The sequence below is a fragment of the Cellulosimicrobium arenosum genome (genome assembly GCF_014837295.1).
GTDB lineage: Bacteria > Actinomycetota > Actinomycetes > Actinomycetales > Cellulomonadaceae > Cellulosimicrobium > Cellulosimicrobium arenosum.
This window is the reverse complement of sequence record NZ_JACYHB010000007.1, coordinates 12916-33376: the sequence shown is the minus strand read 5'-3', so window position 1 is coordinate 33376 and position 20461 is coordinate 12916. Positions and strand designations below refer to the sequence as shown.

Sequence of the window (20461 nt, the reverse complement as noted above, 5' to 3'; positions counted from 1 at the left end):
CGAGCGCACGTCGGCGGTCGGGGCACGCATGACCTGGTCAGCAGGCGTGCGCCTCGAAGGCGACGACCTGCTCGGCGGACGGGCCGTCGTCGGACACCTGGGTGGTGACGGTCACCGTCCCCTCGTCCACGCTCGCCGACCGGGCAGAGAAGGCCTGGTAGGCGCTCTTCCCCGGCTCGACGCCGTCGAACGACCTCGAGCCGAACGGGGTGGTGAGCGTGACGTCCACCGGCCGGTCGCCGCTGTTCGTGCCCCGCACCGCGACGTAGACGGTCCCGGCCAGGCAGCGAGGAACCGCCTGGACGTCGACCTCCGGGCCGTCACCGCCGTCGTCGAACGCCAGGTCCTGCCACGTACCGACCTCCTCGGCCGTCAGTGCGCGGCCGAACGCAGCCACCCGGTCCACCGCGCCACGCTGCCGCTCGGAACCGTTCTGGTTCGCACCGACCAGGAACGGTCGCTCACCGCAGCCCAGCACCGCCTCGTAGCCGCCGAGCGTCCCCCCGGAGCTGGCCTCCCCGTCGACGTAGACGGTCACCGCGCCCTGGGCGTCGATCGTCACGACGAGGTCGATCCAGCGGTCGGTGGGCACCGTGACGCCGGTCGTGAGGCTGCTGCCCGCCGTGTTGACGCGCACGGCGTTCGACGGTGTGAGGTCGACGAGGATGCCGTCCGCGTCCTGGCCCGAGGGCATCGCGTCGAACAGGCGCCGGTACGACGCCTGGCCCGAGTCGATGCGGAACTCGCCCGCGAAGCTCACCTCGTAGAGGTAGCCGAGCGCGAAGGGGTCGCTCGCGACGTACTGGTCCTGACCGAGGGTCTGGGCCGACCCGGTCGGCCCCTCCTCGACCACCCCGCCGCTGCCCTCGACGTGCGGCACGCGATCGTTGCCCGACGCGTCGGTCAACGGGTCCTCACCCAGGTCCCACGCGAGCAGCGCGCCGTCGGCAGGTGGCACTGCGCACGGCGCGGGTGCCCGCACCGCGATGGCGGCCCGGCCCTCGATCACCGCGTCACCCGTGGTGAGCCGGACCGTCACCGGTGACGTGCCGGACGCGTCGCCGGCCCCGACCGTCACGGCGAAGGACACCTCCCGGGACTCGCCCGCGGGCACCTCGGGCACCTCGACGCTCGTCGGCTCCGCGGACCACGCCTCCTGGCCCTCGTCCACGTCGGGCAGCACGATCTCCGCACGACCGGCAGGCACCGGTGCGTCGCCCAGAGCCGTCACCGTGGCCGTCACGTCGACCACGTCGCCCGACGTCGCGGTGGCCGGGGCGTCGACCACCACCGACGCGAGGGCCGCGACCGAATACACCCCGCCGTCCGTCGCGGCGAACGTGACCTCTGCGCCGTCGCGCTCATGCTCGACGGGGTTCTGGTCGGAGTCGACGAGCGTGTACGCGCCCGTCGCGAAGATCGGGTTGCGGACCGTCAGGTCCCCGTCGGCCGTCGGGTGCAGGACGATCTCGGACGCCGAACCGCTCGCCCACGTCACGTCCACCTCCGTGCCCCCACGGGCGACCAGCCCGCTGACGGAACCGTCGGCCCACGCGCTGGGCAGCGCCGGGAGCACGTCCACCACGCCGTCCTGGCTCTGGAGCAGCATCTCCGCCACGCCGGACGTGGCGCCGAAGTTCCCGTCGATCTGGAACGGAGGGTGGTTGTCCCACAGGTTGTCGAGCGTGCTGCTCCTGAGCTGCTCGCCCAGGAGCTTGTGCGCCCGGTCGCCGTCGAGCAGACGCGCCCAGAAGTTGATCTTCCACGCCTTGCTCCACCCGGTGCCGCCGTCCCCACGACCTTCGAGCGACGTGCGCGCCGCGGCCGCGAGCTCGGGCGTGCTGGCCGGGGACACCGCGTCGCCCGGGAAGAGCGCCCACAGGTGGCTCACGTGCCGGTGCGTGTTGTTCGGGTCGTCGATGTCCTCCTTCCACTCCTGGAGCTGACCCCACGACCCGATGCGCAGGCCCGGGTCGAGCTCCGCGCGGGTGGACTCGAGCTCGTCGAGGAAGGTGGCGTCGTCCTCGCCGACGAGCGCGGCCGCCTCGGCCGTGTTCGCCAGGACCTGCGTCACGATCTGCTGCGAGATGGAGGCACCCGCGGTGAACTGGCCCTGCTCGGGCGAGAAGCTGGGGGACACGACCAGCGAGCCGTCGCGCGGGTCGACGGTGAGGAAGTCGAACCAGAACCGCGCGATCGACTTCAGCATCGGGTACGTGCGCTCCGTGAGGAACTCGTCGTCACCGGTGAACTGGTAGTGCTCCCAGTAGTGCTGGGCGAGCCACGCCGCGGCGTCCGGCTGCCAGAACGAGGACGCCCATTCGTGCAGGCCGGTGAAGCCCCACGGGTTCGTCTCGTTGCCGACGACCCAGCCCCGCGAGTCGTACATCTCGCTCGCCGTGACCTCGCCCGGTGCGACCATCGAGTCGACGTAGTCGAACAGCGGCGCCGTGGTCTCCGAGAGATTCGTCGTCTCCGCGGGCCAGTAGTTCATCTCGAGGTTGATGTTCACGTGGTAGTCCGCGTCCCACGGTGGGTTGTTCACACGGTTCCACACACCCTGCAGGTTCGCGGGCAGGGAGCCGTCGCGCGACGACGAGACGAGGAGGTAGCGCCCGAACTGGAAGTACAGCGCCTCCAGCGCCCGCTGGTTCGCGGGCGACGCACCGGCGCGGTACTCCGCGAGCAGCTCGTCGGTCGGGACGTCGGGCAGCTCGGCGTCGAGGTCGAGGCGGACGCGCTCGTACAGCTCGTGGTAGTCCGCGAGGTGGGCGTCGAGCAGGGCGTCACCGCCCTTGCCCGCGGCGGCGTCGACGACCGGCGTGACGACCTCGCGCGGGTCGCCCCCGGAGCGGTAGTCGGGGTAGACGCCCGCGTAGTCGGTCGCGGCCGACAGGACCAGGGTCGCGGAGTCGGCGCCCTCGACGACGACGCGCCCGTCGCCGTCGGTGCGCGTCCCGCCGTCGGCGAGGACCTGCACCTGGGACTCGAACCGCAGCCCGTTGTTGCTCACCGCTCCTGCGGTCGTGATGCGCCCGTCCGCGGCGGTCTGCGTGACGCCCGATCGTCCTGCCGGGACGTCGAGCCCGGCCTCGAACGCGACGGCGCCCGGCTCGTCCGCGGAGAGTCGGACGACGACGACGTCGTCCGCCGCGCTCGCGAAGTACTCGCGCGTGAACGTCGTGCCGTCGAGCACGTACGTCGTGGTGGCGACGGCGTCCCCGATGTCGAGAGCGCGGCGGTAGTCGGTCGCCTGCCCCGGGTCGACCCCGGGGATGTCGAGGACGAGGTCGCCGAGGGTCTGGTAGGAGCCGAAGCTCGACTTCGGCTGCCCGAGCTGGTCCGCGACCCACTCGGGGCTCGCGGACCCGTTCTCCGCGATCTCGTCCCGGACGTCCTGCATCGCGTCCGGTCGCGGGCTGGTCCAGTTGCCGTAGTCGTACCCGGACGCCCCCGGCCCGCCGGACCAGAGGGTCTTCTCGTTGAGCTGGAGCTGCTCGCGCTCGATCCCGCCGAAGACGGTCGCGCCCATCGCGCCGTTGCCGATGGGCAGCGCGCGCTGCTCCCACTCCTGCTGGAGGTTGCCGGCGCCGGTGTCGAGCGGCTCGTCGAACCAGATGGTGTCAGGGTCGCCGGGGATCGTCGGCGCGTCGGCGGGGATCGCGGCCGGGACGGCGGTGGGCACGGGCCCGCCGGAGCCGACGGCAGGTGTGGCCAGGAGCGCGAGCGGCACCGCCAGCGCTCCGGCCGTGGACATCGCGACGAGCCGGCGGGAGCCGGGTCGGCGCGCAGGGGGTCGGACAGGGGACATCAGTGGCCTCCAGGGCGGCACACCAGCGTGCCGCGGTCGGTCGGTGGCGGCGCTCGGACTACGCCGGAACCATGAAACATCCGATGTGTAGGTCCCAGCATGGCGACCTTTGCCCGGTCAGGTCAAGGACTTCCGAGCAGAAGTGCAGCAAGAGCCGCCATCTCATCTGATCAATGTGTGCGGGCCACCGTGCGAACCGACTCGCTGCACATGCCCGTCACGACGGCCCGGCTTCTGGGCGGGACCCGATGACGCCGGTCGCGCCGGTCGCGTCGTCGTGGACCGGGCGCGCGTCGAGACCGGCGCCGCGCAGCACGGACACCGCAGCGTCGAGCTGCGCTTCGCTGACCTCGCTCAGCAGCGACCCGCCGCGCGCGAGCCAGTGCGCGGCGCCCGCGACGACACGCCGCAGGACGTCCAGGCCGTCGGGGCCGCCGTCGAGCGCGACGCGAGCCTCGTGATCGCGCGCCTCGGGCGGCAGGTGGACGATCTCGCGGGACGGCACGTAGGGCACGTTCGCGAGCAGCACGTCGACACGCCCGCGCAGCCCGAGGGGCAGCGCGTCGAACAGGTCGCCCGCGTGCACGGCCCCGACACCGGCGAGGTTGCCGGCCGCGCACGCGACCGCTGCCGCGTCGACGTCCGCCGCGTGCAGCTCGACGGACAAGCCCGCTGCAGCCGCCTCGCCAGCGAGAGCCATGCCGAGCGCGCCGGTGCCGCAGCACAGGTCCACGACGACGGGTCGACGCGCCCGCCCGTGACCGGTCGCCCCCGCGCGGCCCGACGGGGCCCCGCCGTCCTCCGGGTCCACGGCACCGACCCCCAGCAGCGCGAGAGCCCGGGTCACCAGCAGCGCGGTCCGGCGCCGGGGGACGAAGACACCCGGCGCGACCCGTACCCGCAGGCCGCGGAACTCCGCCCAGCCCAGCACCTGCTCGAGCGGCTCGCCGGCGACCCGTCGTGCGACGAGCCGCTCGAGCCGTCGGCCGTCGTCGGACGCCGCGAGGAGCAGCGCCGCCTCGTCCTCGGCGAAGACGCACCCGGCCCCCCGCAGCCTGGCGACCAGCCGCGCCCGGGCAGCGGCGTCGGCTCCCGGAGGCCCGCCGGGCGAGCTGAGACCCTCACCCACGGACTTTCCCACACCGTCATCGTTCCATGCCTCCAGTCGTTCGATGTCTCGCGCCCGCAGAGCGGCCTTCGTCGCTTGACCTCGCCCATCTGCTCCTCTAGCCTGAGTCAGTCATCAGATGTATTTCCGCAAGGCTGCGGAAGAGCGCGAGGGTAGGCATGGCGAGGATCACCAGCATCACGGTCGAGGACGTCCGCTTCCCCACGTCGCTCACCGCGGACGGGTCGGACGCGATGAACAAGGACGCCGACTACTCCGCGGCCTACGTCGTCGTCCGGACGGACGCCACCGACTCGCTCGGCGAACCGCTTGCCGGCTACGGCCTGACGTTCACGATCGGTCGCGGCAACGACATCGTCGCCACGGCCGCGCGCCAGCAGGGCGCCGTGCTCGTCGGGCGCGACGTCGACGAGGTGGCGGCCGACATGGGCGGGGTGTACCGGGCGCTGACGTCGGACTCGCAGCTGCGCTGGCTCGGGCCGGAGAAGGGCGTCGTCCACCTCTCCCTCGCAGCCGTCCTCAACGCGACGTGGGACCTCGTCGCGCGCCGTGCCGCGAAGCCGTTGTGGCGTCTGCTCGCGGACATGACCCCCGCCGAGCTCGTCGACGTCGCGGACCTGCGCTACCTCTCCGACGCGCTCACCCGCGACGAGGCCGTCGCGATCCTCGAGGCCAAGCGGGCCGGCAAGGCCGAGCGCATCGCCCACCTCGAGCGCACCGGGTACCCCGTGTACACGACGTCGGCCGGCTGGCTCGGGTACGACGACGCCAAGCTGCGCCGCCTGTGCCAGGAGGCCGTCGACGCCGGCTACGGGCACATCAAGCTGAAGGTCGGCGCGAGCCTCGAGGACGACGTCCGACGACTGTCGATCGCGCGCGAGGTCATCGGACCTGACCGCAGGCTCATGGTCGACGCCAACCAGGTGTGGGACGTGCCGCAGGCGATCGACTGGATGTCCGAGCTCGTCCGGTTCGACCCGCTGTGGATCGAGGAGCCGACCTCCCCCGACGACGTGCTCGGCCACGCCGCGATCCGCCGGGCGGTGGCGCCGATCGGCGTCGCGACCGGCGAGCACTGCCACAACCGCGTCATGTTCAAGCAGTTCTTCCAGGCCGAGGCGATCGACTACTGCCAGCTCGACACGGGCCGGCTCGCGAGCATCAACGAGATCGTCGCCGTCCTGCTGCTGGCCGCCAAGTTCGGGGTGCCGGTGTGCCCGCACGCCGGCGGCGTCGGGCTGTGCGAGATGGTCCAGCACGTCTCCGTGCTGGACTACGTCGCGATCGCCGGGGACCTCACCGACCGGGTCACCGAGTTCGTCGACCACCTGCACGAGCACTTCACCGACCCGTGCGTCGTCGCCGACACCGGGGCCGGGAGCGGCTACGTGCTGCCCTCGCGTCCCGGGTACTCGACGCAGATGCACGAGGTGTCGGTCGAGCGGTACCGCTTCCCCGGCGGCGACTTCTGGGCGGCCGCGCCGCGCAACGGCAGCAGCGCGGAGTCATCTGAGGAATCCCGCGCCGGAGCGCTCCGGTAGGTCATACTGTCCACCATGTCTCGCACGGATCAGGTGGTCGACGGCATCAAGCGGATGATCCTGGACCGGGAGCTCGGCCCCGGGGATCGTCTGCCCGTCGAGAAGGAGCTCGCCGAGACGCTCGGCGTCTCGCGCGGCTCGCTCCGTGAGGGCGTGCGGGCGCTGTCCATCCTCGGCATCGTCGACACGCGCCAGGGCGACGGCACCTACGTCACCAACCTCGACCCCGGCCGCCTGCTCGCCCCCATGGGCTTCGTCGTGGACCTCCAGGGCGACGGCAGCGCGCGGCCCTTCCACGCGGTGCGCCGCCTCCTCGAGACCGAGGCCGCAGGCCTCGCAGCGGCCAGGATCACGCCCGAGGCGCTCGCGGACGCGCGGGACGTGCTCGACCAGGTGGACGAGATCCTCGGCCACGCCCCGGTCGACCACGACCGCTTCATCGAGACCGACATCGCGTTCCACCGGATCGTGGCCGCCCACACGGGCAACCCCGTCCTCACCGCGCTCATCGAGTCCCTGGCGAGCAGGACCGTGCGCGAACGCCTGTGGCGCGGGCTCCACGAGGAGGGCGCCGAGCAGCGCACGCACGGCGAGCACGAGGCGATCTGGCGGGCGCTCGTCGCAGGCGACGCCGACCGTGCCCGCATCCGGATGGCGAACCACCTCCTCGGCGTCGAGGAGTCGCTCCCCGGGGTGCCGGACGACGCCCCCGACGACACACCCTGAGCGCTGCCCGCCGGGACACGCACGAGGCCCCCGCGGCAGGACGCACCGCGGGGGCCCGTCGGGACGGACTACTCGTACAGGACCGCGGCGATCTCCGGGTCGTCGATGTTGTCCGCGTCGTACCAGTAGAAGCCCGAGTCGATGACCGGCTCGACGTCCTCGCCGTCGATCGCGGCGACCGCCGCCTTCACGGTCTCGTAGCCGATGCCGACCGGGTTCTGCGTGATCGCACCGGCCATGAGGCCGTCGTTGATCGCGTCGATCTGCGCCTTGCCGGAGTCGAACCCGATGACCGTGAGCTCCCCGGCCATGTCCTGCTCCTGGACGGCCTTGACCACGCCGGTCGCCGCGCCCTCGTTCGTGCCGTAGATCCCCTTGAGGTCCGGGTGCGCCTGCAGGATCGACTTCGCCGCGTCGGCCGACTTGAGCTGGTCGCCGCCCGCGTACTGGGTGTCGACGATCTCGACGTCCGGGGCGTTCTGCTCGATGTAGTCGACGAACCCCGTCACGCGCTGCTGGCCCGTCTGCGAGGTCTGGTCGTGCCCGAGCACGGCGATCTTCCCGCTGCCGCCGATCAGGTCGACCATGTGCTTGGCCGCCTCGGCCGCCGCAGCCGCGTTGTCGGTCGAGACCGTCGTGACCGGGACGTCGGACTCGACACCCGAGTCGAACGCGACGACCGGGATGCCGCGCGACTGCGCATCCGTCATGAGCGGGATCGACGCCTCCGAGTCGAGCGCCGCGAACCCGATGGCGTCCGGGTTCTTGTCGAGGGCCGTCTGCAGCATCGAGAGCTGCTTGTCGACCTCGGTCTCGGTCTCGGGACCCTCGAAGGTGACCTCGACCCCGAGCTCGTCCGCCGCGTCGTCGGCCCCCTGCTTCACCGCCTGCCAGAACTGGTGCTGGAAGCCCTTCGAGACCAGCGCGACGTAGGGCGTGTCGCCGCCGCCCTCGCCGGAGCCGCCGGCATCACCGTCGTCTCCCGAGCTGCACGCACCGAGGGCGAGCAGGAGGGCGGCCGCTGCCGCGACCCCCGTGGACTTCAGTCGTGCGGACTTCGTGTGCAACATGTCGGACTTCTCCTTCGGTTCGACGTCGTCGTCCAGGGACGAGGAGGACGTGCTCGGTCGGCGTACCGACGACGTCGGTACGGTGTCGTTCCGCGCGGTGGACGCTCAGGCGTCCTTCCCGCGCCGCAGGATGTCGGTGAACACGGCGAGGAGGATCACGATGCCGACCGCGACCTTCTGCCACTCCTGCGGGATCGACATGATCCGCAGGCCGTTCGTGAGCGTCGCCATGATCAGCGCGCCGATGACGGTGCCCAGGACGGTGCCCTTGCCGCCGCGCAGCGACGTGCCACCGATGACGACGGCGGCGATCGCCTCGAGCTCGTAGCCGAGGCCGAGCCCGGGCTGGGCCGAGTTGAGGCGGGACGCCATGACGACACCGGCGAGGCCGGTGAACACCCCGGCCACGGTGTAGACGAGGACCTTCCAGCGCCGGACGTCGATCCCGGAGATCGCGGTCGCCTCCTCGTTGGAGCCGATCGAGAGCGCGTACCGGCCGAGCAACGACTTGCTCAGCAGGACGCCGGCGACCACGGCGGCGAGGAAGAAGATCAGGACCGCGTTGGGCAGCCCGGGCACGAGCTCTCCGAGCGCGATCTGCGTGAAGCCGTCGACGTCGGAGAAGTAGATGGGCTTGGTGCCGGAGATGACCAGCGACAGTCCCTGGGCGACCATCATCATCGCGAGTGTCGCGATGAACGGGGGAATCCCGAGGAACGACACGTTGACGCCGTTGACGAGGCCGAGCAGCGCCCCGGTCGCGATGCCGCCGAGGACCCCCACGACGAGCGGGAGCCCCATGTTGGTGAGGAAGACGCCGGTCATGACGGAGCAGAGCGTCATGCCGGTACCCACGGAGAGGTCGATCCCCCCGGTCGCGATGACGAACGTCGCACCGAGCGCCATGATCCCGGTGACGGCGCTCGCGAGCAGGATGCCCTTCATGTTGGCCCAGTCGAGGAAGTACGGGCTCGCGATCGAGAAGAAGGCGAAGATCGCCACGAGGCCGGCGAACGCGAGGATCTGCTGGAGACCCTGGCGGTAGCGGGGGCCCCGCGGCGACGTCACGGACTCCGGCAGGGTGTCGGTGACGGGGGTGGTCGTCGTGCTCATCAGGCGGCTCCGGTCGTGGCGAGGAGGTGCTCTGCTCCGCCGAACTGCGTCGCGAGCTCCATGATGTTCTGCTGCGTGGCGTCGGCGTTGTCGAGGACTCCGGTGACCCGGCCCTCGCACATCACGACGACGCGGTCGGACAGGCGCAGCACCTCCGGCAGCTCGGAGGAGATCATCACGATCGACTTGCCCTGCGCGGCGAGAGACTCGAGCAGCTCGTAGATCTCCTCCTTCGCGCCCACGTCGATACCTCGCGTCGGCTCGTCGACGATGAGGACGTCGCAGTCCCGCACGAGCCACTTGGCGAGCACGACCTTCTGCTGGTTGCCGCCCGACAAGTTCTTCACCCGCTGGCGGACGGACGGCGTCTTGACCCCGAGCCGCTCGACCATCTCGGCGGCGACCCGACGGCTCCAGGCGTCGCGCACGAAGCCGGCCCGGGACTCCCGGCCGACGGAGGCCAGCGCGACGTTGGCGGTCACGTCCTGGTCGACCAGCAGCCCGTAGCGCTTGCGGTCCTCGGAGAGGTACCCGATCCCGTGGCGCACGGCCTCGGCAGGGTTGCGCACCCGCGCCGTGCGTCCGCGCACCTCGAGCCGGCCGGTGCTGCGGTCGGCCCCGACGACGGCGCGCGCGACCTCCGTACGGCCGGCACCCATCAGGCCGGCGAAGCCGAGGATCTCGCCCTCGTGCAGGTCGAACGAGACGTCCTTGAGCAGCTTGCGCGTGCTCAGTCCACGGACGGACAGCACGACGGGCCTGTCGGTCCCGGAGGCGGACGGTCGCACGTCGGTCTTGATCGCGCGGCCTACCATGCGCGAGATGACGTCGCCCACCTCGGTACCGGGCGTGTCGAGCGTGTCGATGTACTGTCCGTCGCGCAGGACCGTGATGCGGTCCGAGATCTCCTTGATCTCGTCCATGCGGTGCGAGATGTAGATGACCCCGGTCGTCGGGCTCACGAAGCCCTCGATCAGCCGGAAGAGGGTCCGGACCTCGGTGTCGTTCAGGGCCGCGGTGGGCTCGTCCATGATGAGGACCTTGGCGTCGAAGGACAGCGCCTTGGCGATCTCCACCATCTGCTGGCCGGCGACACTGAGCTGCGAGACCTGCTGACGCGGGTCGAGCGGGATCTCAAGACGTCGGAACAACGCGTCGGCGCGTCGCACGAGCTCGCGGTCGTCGATGAAGCCCAGACGTCGCGGCTCGCGCCCCGCGTAGATGTTCTGCGCGACCGAGAGGTCGGGCATGAGGTGGAACTCCTGGTGGATGATGCTGATGCCGCGCTCGTTCGCCTCGCGCGTGCTCGACACGTGGAGCGGCTCGCCGTCGAGCTCCATGGTCCCGACGTCCGGCTGGTAGATGCCGGACAGAAGCTTCATCAGCGTCGACTTGCCCGCACCGTTCTCGCCGACGAGCGCGAGGACCTCGCCGTGGCGCAGGTCGAGGCGGACGTCGTCGAGAGCCTTGACACCCGGGAACGTCTTGGTGATCCCCTCGACCTGGAGGAGAGTGGGGCCCGACGGCGGGGTCGTCCCCGCACCCGTCGTGGCCGCCACGCTCTCGGCGTTCTCGGCGCCTGTCGCGTCCGTGCTCACGTGAAGCCCCTTTGCCTGACGATGTGACTGACTAGTTCTACCGCATACATCAGATGCATTTCAAGCACTGCCACCTCTCTCTCGCCGAATTCGCGACAGAACCGTGACCTTGACCAGGGGTTGCAGGCAGTACATCAGATGATTGTCTTGCTCACGGCCGAGGAGCATCGCTCGGTCGTCGTACGCCGACGGTCAGCAGGAGGTTGGCGTAGACGCGCTGATCTCCGGTCGCGACGAGCAGCGCGACGTCGTCGGACCTGGCCGCGGCGTAGAACGCGAAACGGTCGAGCTCGTGCCACACGACACCGCTCGCACCCACCACCTCCGTCAGGGCGGCCCGGTACCCGGCGTGCGCCGGCACCGGTCGGCCCGCCGCCTCGACGTCACCGTCGACTCCCCCGGGCACCATGACCGTCGCGGACTCGACGGGTACCGCGTCGAGCAGCACCTCGAGCACCTGGTCGACGCTGAGCAGCCCGGGCCGCACGTTGAGGTGCACCCGGGGCGCCCCGGGTCGGGCGCCGGTCGAGTGCGGGTAGTTGGCGTCCGCCAGCAGGACCCGCGAGCCGTGCCCCGCGGAGGCGAGCGCGGCGATCAGGCCGGGGTGCAGGAGCTCGTAGCGCAGCACGCGACCCTCACCGCCCCACGTCCCGGGAGAACACGTGCCGCTGGCGCCCGATGCCCTCGATCTCGATCTCGACGACGTCCCCGTCGTCCAGGTAGGGGAAGCGTCCGGAGAGCGCGACGCCCTGCGGGGTACCCGTGCAGATCAGGTCGCCGGGCTCGAGCGTCATGTAGTGCGACAGGTGGTGCACCAGGAACGCGACGTCGAAGATCATGTCGCTCGTCCAGGAGTCCTGGCGCACTTCTCCGTTCACCCACGAGCGCAGGCGCAGGTCGCCGGCGTCGAGCTCGTCCGCGGGCACGAGCGCGGGCCCCGTGGGCGCGAAGGCCGGCCCGCACTTGCCCTTCGACCACTGCCCGAGCGAGTCCTCGAGCTGCCACGCCCGCTCGCTCACGTCGTCGACCACCGTGTATCCCGCGACGTGGGCGAGCGCCTCGTCCGGCGAGGCCAGTCGGCTCGTGCGACGGCCGACCACGACACCGAGCTCGACCTCCCAGTCCGTCCGCGCCGAGCCGGGCGGGATGGGCACCGTGTCGTCGGGGCCCACGACGGTGTTGGGGTGCTTGAGGAACACGATCGGGGTCGACGGCGGCTGGGCACCCGACTCCGCGGCGTGCGCGGCGTAGTTCTGCCCGATGCAGATCACGGCGGGTGGTCGTGCGACGGGGCTGCCGCGACGCAGCGAGTCCGCGCCCTCGAGCACGGGCAGCCCACCCGCCGCGAGCGCCGCACGCGTGCGCGCGAGACCGTCGGATGCGAGGAACGCGCCGTCGACGTCGGCGGTCAGAGGGCGCAGGTCGTAGGTCGTCCCGTCCTGCGTGGCGGCGGGGATCTCCTGGCCGGCAGGGCCCAGGCGGAGCAGGTGCATCGTGTCCTCTTCGTTGGTGGGGTCCGGCCCGACGTCGTCGGCACCGGTGGTCGGGTGCGCGCCGTCCTCAGGCGAGCCCGGCGGGGACGGCACCGGGGTCGAGCAGGCCGGCGTCCACGAGCGCGGGCCACAGCTCCGACGGCACCGTGGTCGTGTGCCGGTCGACCGCCTGCCGTACCTGGTCGGCGGTCCGGAGCCCGACGACGGTGCTCGCCACGGCGGGGTGCGCGCGGACGTACGCGAGCGCGGCCTGCGGCAGCGTGACGCCGTGCTCGGCGCACTCCGCGGCGATGCGGCGGGTGCGGTCCAGGAGCTCGGTGGGCGCCTGCGCGTAGTCGTAGGTCGCGTCGTCGGGTGGGACGTCGTGCGCCAGCAGACCGGAGTTGTAGACGCCGGCGACGACGACCGCGACGCCGTGCTCGACCGCCGCCGGCAGCAGGTCGTCGAGCGCAGGCTGCTCGAGGAGCGTGAACCGACCCGCGCACATGACGAGGTCGACATCGGTCTCGCGCACGAACCGAGCGAGCATCGCCGACTGGTTCATGCCCGCCCCGACGGCGCCGACGACGCCCTGGTCGCGCAGCTCGACGAGCGCGGGGAGCGCCTCGCGCGACGCCTGCTCCCAGTGGTCGTCGGGGTCGTGCAGGTAGACGACGTCGACGCGGTCCAGGCCGGTGCGCTCGAGGCTCGACTCGAGCGAGCGCAGGACGCCCTCGCGCGAGAAGTCCCAGACCCGGCGGACGTCGGCCGGGACGTCGAACATGTCCGGGTCCTTCTCGTGCGCGGTCTCGGGCGAGGGGACGAGGAGCCGGCCCACCTTGGTCGAGACGACGTACTCGTCGCGCGGGCGGTCACGCAGCGCGGTACCCAGGCGACGCTCGGAGAGCCCGAGGCCGTAGTGCGGGGCGGTGTCGAAGTAGCGCACCCCCGCGTCCCAGGCGGTGTCGAACGCCGACCAGGTCTCGGCGTCGGTCGTCGGCCGGTAGAGGTTGCCGGCCTGCGCTGCCCCGTACCCGAGGCTCGTCAGCCGGACCTCGGTGTCGCGGACCGTCGTCGCGCGGACCGATGTCCGGGCGGCCGTCGACGACCCCGCAGCCCCGCGTGCCCTGCTCGTGGTGGTCATGACGCTCCTCAGGACTGCCCCTGCGGGCGGACCCGCAGGTTGTGCATCCCGCCGTCGACGGCGAGCGCCTCGCCCGTCGTCGCGCTCGCGAGCGGGCTCGCGAGGTAGCAGACGGCGTGCGCGACGGCCTCGGCGCTGACGAGCCGGCCCGTCGGCTGCCGGGCCTCGAGCGCGGAGCGCTCGGCGGCGGGGTCGGCCGCTGCGTCGAGGAGGCGCCCGACCCACGGGGTGTCGACGGTGCCGGGGTTGACGCAGTTGACGCGGACGCCCTCGGTGACGTGGTCGGCAGCCATCGCGAGCGTGAGCGCCTGGACGGCACCCTTCGACGCGGAGTAGAGGGCGCGCGCGGGCAGCCCGGTCCACGCGGCGATCGAGCACGTGTTGACGACCGCGGGGCACCCCGACGCCCGCAGGTGCGGCAGCGCCGCGCGGGTGACCCGGACGATCCCCAGGACGTTGACGTCGAGCACCCGCAGCCACTCGGCGTCGTCGTTGTCCGCGACGGTGCCTTGTGCGCCGATGCCCGCGTTGTTGACGACGACGTCGATACCGCCCATCGCGGTGGCCGCGTTCTCGACCGCGACGCGGACGGCGGCGTCGTCCGTCACGTCCGCGACCTCGGCGTGCGCGCCGTCGGGCACGCCCTGCGTCGTGCGGTCGACGGAGGTGACCCGCGCACCGCGCGCGAGCATCGCCGTCACAATCGCGGCGCCGATCCCCGAGGCACCGCCGGTCACGAGGGCGCGCACGCCGTCGAGCTCGCCGGTTCGGGGATCGTGGGTGGTCGGTGTGGCGGCGGTCGTCACGGGTGTGCCTCCTCGGTGGCGGGCTCGGGTGCGGTCGCCGGGGACGACGACGCGGGGCGGGGGAGGTCGTAGACGCGACGCGCGGTGCCGGCCAGCACCGCGCCCCGCTCGGCGTCGGAGAGTCCGGCGAGCAGCTCGGTCGCGGTCGTGAGCCAGCGCCCGTACCCGGACGCGAGCAGGCACACGGGCCAGTCGGAGCCGAACATGAGGCGGTGAGGGCCGAACGTGGCGAGAGCATGGTCGACGGCGGGGCGCAGGTCCTGCAGCGTCCAGGAGTCCCAGCGGGCCTCGGTCACGAGCCCCGAGAGCTTGGCAGTGACGTTCGGGGCGGCCGCGAGCTCGGTGAGGTCGCGTCGCCAGGACGCGAGGTGGTCATCGGCGTCGCGCGCCTCGTCGGGCCCTCCCGTACCGCTGGGCGCCGAGCGCTCGAGGCGCGGCTTGCCGAGGTGGTCGAGCACGAACCGGACGTCGGGCAGCGCGGCGGCCAGCCTCGCGGCGGCGGGGAGCTGATCGGCACGCACGACGAGGTCGTAGGCGAGCCCTGCGCGCCCGACGGCGGCGATACCTGCGCGCACGTCGGCACGATCGAGGTAGGCAGGGTCCGACTCGGCCTGGACCATCGACCGCACACCGACCAGGTGGGCTCCCCCGGGACCGGCGCACAGCTCGGCGAGCCGGTCGCCCAGGTGAGGCGCGACGAGGTCCGCCCAGACGACCGCACCGTCGATCCTCGCGGCACGACCCGCGGTCGACGCGGCGGTCTCGAGGAGCTCACGGGACTCCGACCACAGGCTCGCGGACTGCACGACGACCGTCGACGCGACCCCGTGTCGACGGGCGGGCAGGTCCGCCGCAGTGAAGTCCGCGTCGATCGCCCCCATGGACCGGGGGTCGATCCAGCCCTGGGGGGTCCTGGCGCGCACCCACAGGTGATGGTGGGCGTCCACGACCTCGTGCACCCGTTCCTCCTCTGCGCTAACGATTCATCCAATGTATAGCATCGAATGGCGCGCATCGACCGTCAGATGAGCCGCAGAACGGGCATATTGGTGCAGGGTCTGCCGATGACCGCTCGGTTCACGAGCTGCCCGGAGCCCTGGGCACAACGACGGCCCCGGACCCTCCGTCAGGAGGATCCGGGGCCGTCGTCGTCAGGCCGGTCGGGAGACCGGGACCGGGTGGCTCACTCCGCCCCGGCCTGCAGCTCCCCCGTCGGCGGCAGGTCGTGCACCGAGACGCCGGTCGGGGCGTCGAGCGCCGCGGTGGCGCCCACGCTCACCGGACCACGGTCGTGCTCGCCCTTCGGCACGCCCCGGAAGGTGAACTCCCCGAGCAGTCCCTCGCCCTCGGCGTCGACCAGCACGATCTCGCCGGACTTGAGGTCGCCGAACAGGATCTTCTCGGACAGCACGTCCTCGATCTCCCGCTGGATCGCGCGCCGCAGCGGACGTGCCCCGAGCACCGGGTCGTAGCCCTTCTCGGCCAGCAACCGCTTGGCTGCGGACGTGAGCTCGATCGCCATGTCCTTGTCCTGCAGCCGCCTGTCGAGCTTGGCGACCATGAGGTCGACGATCTGGATGATCTCGTCCTGCGAGAGCTGCGGGAAGACCACGACGTCGTCGACACGGTTGAGGAACTCGGGCCGGAAGTGCTGCTTGAGCTCGTCGTTGACCTTCGCCTTCATGCGGTCGTACGACGTCACGAGGTCGCCGCCCGCGTTGAAGCCGGTCTGGACGCCCTTCGCGATGTCTCGCGTGCCGAGGTTGGTCGTCATGATGATGACGGTGTTCTTGAAGTCCACGACACGGCCCTGCGAGTCGGTCAGACGGCCGTCCTCGAGAATCTGCAGGAGCGAGTTGAAGATGTCCGCGTGGGCCTTCTCGACCTCGTCGAACAGCACGACGGAGAACGGCTTGCGCCGCACCTTCTCGGTGAGCTGACCACCCTCGTCGTACCCGACGTAGCCGGGGGGCGAGCCGAACAGCCGCGAGACCGTGTGCTTCTCGGAGAACTCCGACATGTCGAGCTGGATGAGCGCGTCCTCGTCCCCGAACAGGAACTCGGCGAGCGCCTTGGCCAGCTCGGTCTTCCCGACGCCCGTGGGGCCGGCGAAGATGAACGACCCACCCGGGCGCTTGGGGTCCTTGAGCCCCGCACGAGTACGACGGATCGCCTGCGAGAGCGCCTTGATCGCGGCCTCCTGGCCGACGACGCGCTTGTGCAGCTCGTCCTCCATCTTGAGCAGGCGGCCGGACTCCTCCTCGGTGAGCTTGAGCACCGGGATCCCGGTCGACATCGCGAGGACCTCGGCGATCAGCTCCTCGTCGACCTCTGCGACCGTGTCGAGGTCGCCGGACTTCCAGGCCTTCTCCTTGTCCGCGCGCTTCGCGGTGAGCTGCTTCTCGGTGTCGCGCAGGTTCGCCGCCTTCTCGAAGTCCTGCGCATCGATCGCGGACTCCTTGTCACGGCGTGCGTCGGCGATCTCGTCGTCGAGCTCTTTGAGCTCCGGCGGGGCCGTCATGCGACGGATGCGCAGCCGTGCACCGGCCTCGTCGATCAGGTCGATCGCCTTGTCCGGGAGGAACCGGTCGTTGATGTACCGGTCGGCCAGCGTCGCGGCCGACACGAGCGCGTCGTCCGTGATGGAGACCCGGTGGTGCGCCTCGTAGCGGTCGCGCAGACCCTTGAGGATCTCGATCGCGTGCACGAGCGACGGCTCGGCCACCTGGATAGGCTGGAAGCGACGCTCCAGCGCGGCGTCCTTCTCGACGTGCTTGCGGTACTCGTCGAGCGTGGTGGCACCGATGGTCTGCAGCTCGCCGCGCGCGAGCATCGGCTTGAGGATGCTCGCCGCGTCGATCGCGCCCTCGGCCGCACCGGCCCCGACGAGGGTGTGGATCTCGTCGATGAACAGGATGATGTCGCCGCGTGTGCGGATCTCCTTGAGGACCTTCTTCAGGCGCTCCTCGAAGTCACCGCGGTAGCGCGAGCCGGCCACGAGAGCGCCGAGGTCGAGCGTGTAGAGCTGCTTGTCCTTGAGCGTCTCGGGGACGTCCCCGCGCACGATGTCCTGGGCGAGACCCTCGACGACGGCGGTCTTGCCGACGCCGGGCTCGCCGATGAGGACGGGGTTGTTCTTGGTGCGGCGCGAGAGCACCTGCATGACGCGCTCGATCTCGAGCGCGCGGCCGATCACGGGGTCGAGCTTGCCCTCGCGCGCGGCCTGCGTCAGGTTCCGGCCGAACTGGTCCAGCACCGCGGAGCCGGACGGCTGGCCCTCGGTGGGCCCGCCCGCCGCGACGGGCTCCTTGCCCTGGTAGCCCGACAGGAGCTGGATGACCTGCTGGCGCACCTTGTTGAGGTCGGCACCCATCTTGGTCAGTACCTGGGCGGCGACGCCCTCGCCCTCGCGGATGAGGCCGAGCAGGATGTGCTCGGTGCCGATGTAGTTGTGGCCGAGCTGCAGCGCCTCGCGCAGGGACAGCTCGAGCACCTTCTTGGCGCGCGGCGTGAACGGGATGTGCCCGCTCGGGGCCTGCTGGCCCTCGCCGATGATCTCGGTCACCTGGGTGCGCACGCCGTCCAGGGAGATCCCGAGGGACTCCAGGGCCTTGGCCGCGACACCCTCACCCTCGTGGATGAGGCCGAGGAGGATGTGCTCGGTACCGATGTAGTTGTGGTTGAGCATCCGCGCCTCTTCCTGGGCGAGGACGACGACCCGACGGGCTCGGTCTGTGAATCTCTCGAACATGTGCTGCTCCTCACGAGCGGCGTACACCTGCCCGCCGGACGACGGGTACAGCCTGACCGCATTGACTCTATGCGGTTCGAACCAGGCACACCCCCTCCGTATGCCGTTGTTCGCCAGGGGCGTGAAAGAGGGGTCGTCCCGTGACCTCGCGCACGCAGCCGCGGGAGGGCTCCGGTCACGATCCGGGTCCGACACGCCGTGCGGACGTTGACCGCGGCGCCCGGCACGGGCACGCTCGGCACTACGGTCCTGCCCGTGCCGCGCGGACAGCGTGCCCGCGCGGCACGGTGGCACGGACCCCGAGGCGAAGGGCGGCGAGGCGATGCAGCACGGTGAGCAGCCGCCGGACGAGGCGACCGGTCGTACCGGTCCGGGCGGACCGGAGGGCGCCGGCGGGGGCCGCAGGCGCGAGCCCACGGACGGCGCGGCGCCGTGGGAGCTGGTCGTCGAACGTTTCCGGGGCCCCGTCGGCGAGGTGGCGGACCCCCTCACGTGGGGCCTCGACCTGGACGAGGAGACCCTCACGGGGGCCTCGGCCCACGACGTCGATCCTGTCCAGGAGCGGTTCCTGCGCTCCTACCTGTCCTTCGCGGGTGAGACCCTGGACGTCGAGACGCTGCACTCCCGGCCGGGCGACGACGCCCACGTGCTCGAGGTCGTGCGCACCGCGCTGAGCAGCGCGCTCGCCGCGCCGCTGCAGGGCGACACCTCCGGCGGGCTGCCCGACGACGGGGACGACGACGCGTTCGTCGACTCCTACGCGGAGTACCGCGCCGCGATGCGGGCCATCGTCGAGGAGGTCGACACCCTGCCGGCCGAGGAGACGATGTTCGTCGTCGACGGACGACCGGCCCCGTCGGTCCGGCTCGTGCTGCGCGCGAGCGCGGCCGTGTACGTACCGGTGGCGGAGCGCGCGCTCGTCGTCTCGGGGCCGCGGGGGCTGGTGGACCGCGTCGACGTGGTCACCCGCCCGCTGCGCAGCATCCTCCAGGGCGACGGATGACGTCCGAGGGCGACCGCGGGGCCGGGTGAGGACGTGCAGGGCGTGATCGTCGGTGTCGACGGGTCGGACGAGGCGGGGTACGCGCTCGACTGGGCGCTGCGCGAGGCCGCGTCCCTCGACGCACCGCTGACGGTCGTGCACGCGTGGGAGCCGACCTGGCACGACGGGCCGCGCGCGGCGGGAGCCGACGTCCCCGCGGACGTCGCGGCCGAGCGGCTCGAACGGGTCCGCGCCTGGCTCGACGCCGCGCGTGCACGTGCCGGCGAGCCCGCCGCCCGGGTGGACGCCACCGCGCACGCACCGCGCGGCGACGCGGCGGCCACGCTCCTCCGGCTCTCCCAGGACGCCGGGCCCGCCGACGCGCTCGTCGTCGGGCGCACGGGCCGGGGACGGCTGGGACGGCTGGTGCTGGGGTCGGTCCCGTCCGCCGTCGTGCAGCACGCGACCGTGCCGGTGACCGTGGTCCGCGGCCCGGGCCTCGGGCCGGGGCGTCCGGTCGTCGTCGGGGTGGACGGTTCCCCGACCTCCGTGCACGCCGTGCGGCACGCGGCCGCCGTCGCGCTCCGCACCGGAGCCGCGCTCGAGGTCCTGCTCTGCTGGCAGATCACGTCGCTCGCACCGCTCCCCGACTCGTGGGGGTGGGCACCACCGATCGACGACTACGAACGCTTCGCCGCCGTGCGGCTCGACGAGGTGCTCGACACGGCCGGCGTCGGGCTGCCCGACGACCGCGTGGTCCGGTCGGTGCGGCACGTCACCCCGCCGAAGGGTGTCATCGAGGCGTCCTCGCACGCCGGTCGGCTCGTGCTCGGCAACCGCGGCGCCGGCGGTTTCGACCGGCTCCTCGTCGGCTCGGTCACCCGCCACGCCGTGGAGTACGCGCACTGCCCCGTCACGGTCGTCCGACCGCCGCACGCCACGCACCCGTCCGGAGAGCGCCCCGACAGCTCGGAGAACCGATGACGAACGTCCAGCTCCTCACCGACGCCCACCTGACCGGCGCACGCGCCGCGCAGAACGGCCGTAGCGCCGAGGTGGTGACGCACGACGGACCCCTGCGCCAGACCATCATCGCGCTCGTCGCGGGCACCGAGCTCGGCGAGCACAACTCGCCGCCCGCGGCATCGATCCAGGTGCTCGCCGGCCGGGTGCGCGTCACGGCGCTCGAGGGCGACACCGAGCTCGGTGACGGCGAGCTGCGTGTCCTCACGCACGACCGCCACGCGGTCCTGGCCCTCGAGGACTGCGCGTTCCTGCTCACGACGGTCACGAGCATCCCCCGCCCCTGAGCGCCGCC

At 72.0% G+C, this 20461-nt stretch carries 16 protein-coding genes; 5 read left to right on the top strand and 11 right to left on the bottom strand.

Annotated features, from left to right (window positions below):
• Window positions 1-37: 37 nt before the first annotated feature.
• Entirely contained in the window at window positions 38-3811 is a 3774-nt protein-coding gene (locus IF651_RS09960) for a glycosyl hydrolase family 95 catalytic domain-containing protein (protein WP_191828965.1), read from the bottom strand.
• Window positions 3812-4028: 217 nt separating this feature from the next.
• A complete protein-coding gene (locus IF651_RS09955) occupies window positions 4029-4952 on the bottom strand; it encodes a methyltransferase (RefSeq protein ID WP_422110475.1) in 924 nt (307 codons plus the stop codon).
• Window positions 4953-5098: 146 nt separating this feature from the next.
• Here IF651_RS09955 and IF651_RS09950 point away from each other — a divergent pair, with 146 nt between their 5' ends.
• A complete protein-coding gene (locus IF651_RS09950; protein WP_191828964.1) occupies window positions 5099-6481 on the top strand; it encodes an enolase C-terminal domain-like protein in 1383 nt (460 codons plus the stop codon).
• A gap of 15 nt (window positions 6482-6496) precedes the next feature.
• Window positions 6497-7207, top strand: a complete 711-nt coding sequence (locus IF651_RS09945; RefSeq protein ID WP_191828963.1) for a FadR/GntR family transcriptional regulator — start codon at window positions 6497-6499, stop codon at window positions 7205-7207.
• A 68-nt stretch (window positions 7208-7275) separates the two neighbouring features.
• Here the strand turns inward: IF651_RS09945 and IF651_RS09940 are convergent, their stop codons facing one another.
• The 9 genes from IF651_RS09940 to IF651_RS09900 form a co-directional block, all read right to left on the bottom strand.
• Complete coding sequence (locus tag IF651_RS09940) at window positions 7276-8277, bottom strand: ABC transporter substrate-binding protein (RefSeq protein ID WP_191828962.1); 1002 nt, start codon at window positions 8275-8277, stop codon at window positions 7276-7278.
• A 105-nt stretch (window positions 8278-8382) separates the two neighbouring features.
• A complete protein-coding gene (locus tag IF651_RS09935; protein WP_191828961.1) occupies window positions 8383-9390 on the bottom strand; it encodes an ABC transporter permease in 1008 nt (335 codons plus the stop codon).
• Window positions 9390-10988: a sugar ABC transporter ATP-binding protein gene (locus IF651_RS18220; protein ID WP_338403889.1), complete on the bottom strand. Its 1599-nt coding sequence runs from the start codon at window positions 10986-10988 to the stop codon at window positions 9390-9392. The genes IF651_RS09935 and IF651_RS18220 overlap by 1 nt, the downstream gene beginning before the upstream one ends.
• A 151-nt stretch (window positions 10989-11139) precedes the next feature.
• Entirely contained in the window at window positions 11140-11616 is a 477-nt protein-coding gene (locus IF651_RS09925; RefSeq protein WP_191828960.1) for an RbsD/FucU domain-containing protein, read from the bottom strand.
• Between the two features lie 7 nt (window positions 11617-11623).
• Window positions 11624-12481 carry a fumarylacetoacetate hydrolase family protein gene (locus IF651_RS09920; protein WP_191828959.1) on the bottom strand — a complete coding sequence of 286 codons (858 nt, stop codon included), beginning with the start codon at window positions 12479-12481 and terminating at the stop codon, window positions 11624-11626.
• Between the two features lie 67 nt (window positions 12482-12548).
• Complete coding sequence (locus tag IF651_RS09915) at window positions 12549-13604, bottom strand: aldo/keto reductase (RefSeq protein ID WP_191828958.1); 1056 nt, start codon at window positions 13602-13604, stop codon at window positions 12549-12551.
• A gap of 8 nt (window positions 13605-13612) precedes the next feature.
• The gene (locus IF651_RS09910; protein WP_191828957.1) at window positions 13613-14410 is read right to left on the bottom strand and encodes an SDR family oxidoreductase; all 798 of its coding nucleotides are present in this window, start codon (window positions 14408-14410) and stop codon (window positions 13613-13615) included.
• Window positions 14407-15369, bottom strand: a complete 963-nt coding sequence (locus IF651_RS09905) for an amidohydrolase family protein (protein ID WP_191828956.1) — start codon at window positions 15367-15369, stop codon at window positions 14407-14409. The genes IF651_RS09910 and IF651_RS09905 overlap by 4 nt, the downstream gene beginning before the upstream one ends.
• Before the next feature lie 224 nt (window positions 15370-15593).
• Window positions 15594-18161, bottom strand: coding sequence for an ATP-dependent Clp protease ATP-binding subunit (locus IF651_RS09900; RefSeq protein WP_191828955.1), 2568 nt, complete (start codon window positions 18159-18161; stop codon window positions 15594-15596).
• Window positions 18162-18432: 271 nt separating this feature from the next.
• Between IF651_RS09900 and IF651_RS09895 the strand changes: the two genes are divergently transcribed.
• From IF651_RS09895 to IF651_RS09885, 3 genes are read left to right on the top strand one after another with little or no spacing between them, the layout of a single operon-like run.
• Entirely contained in the window at window positions 18433-19164 is a 732-nt protein-coding gene (locus IF651_RS09895; protein ID WP_338403888.1) for a hypothetical protein, read from the top strand.
• A gap of 42 nt (window positions 19165-19206) precedes the next feature.
• Window positions 19207-20127, top strand: coding sequence for a universal stress protein (locus IF651_RS09890; RefSeq protein ID WP_338403887.1), 921 nt, complete (start codon window positions 19207-19209; stop codon window positions 20125-20127).
• Window positions 20124-20453: a cupin domain-containing protein gene (locus IF651_RS09885; protein WP_191828953.1), complete on the top strand. Its 330-nt coding sequence runs from the start codon at window positions 20124-20126 to the stop codon at window positions 20451-20453. Before IF651_RS09890 ends, IF651_RS09885 begins: the two co-directional genes overlap by 4 nt.
• Window positions 20454-20461 lie beyond the last annotated feature (8 nt).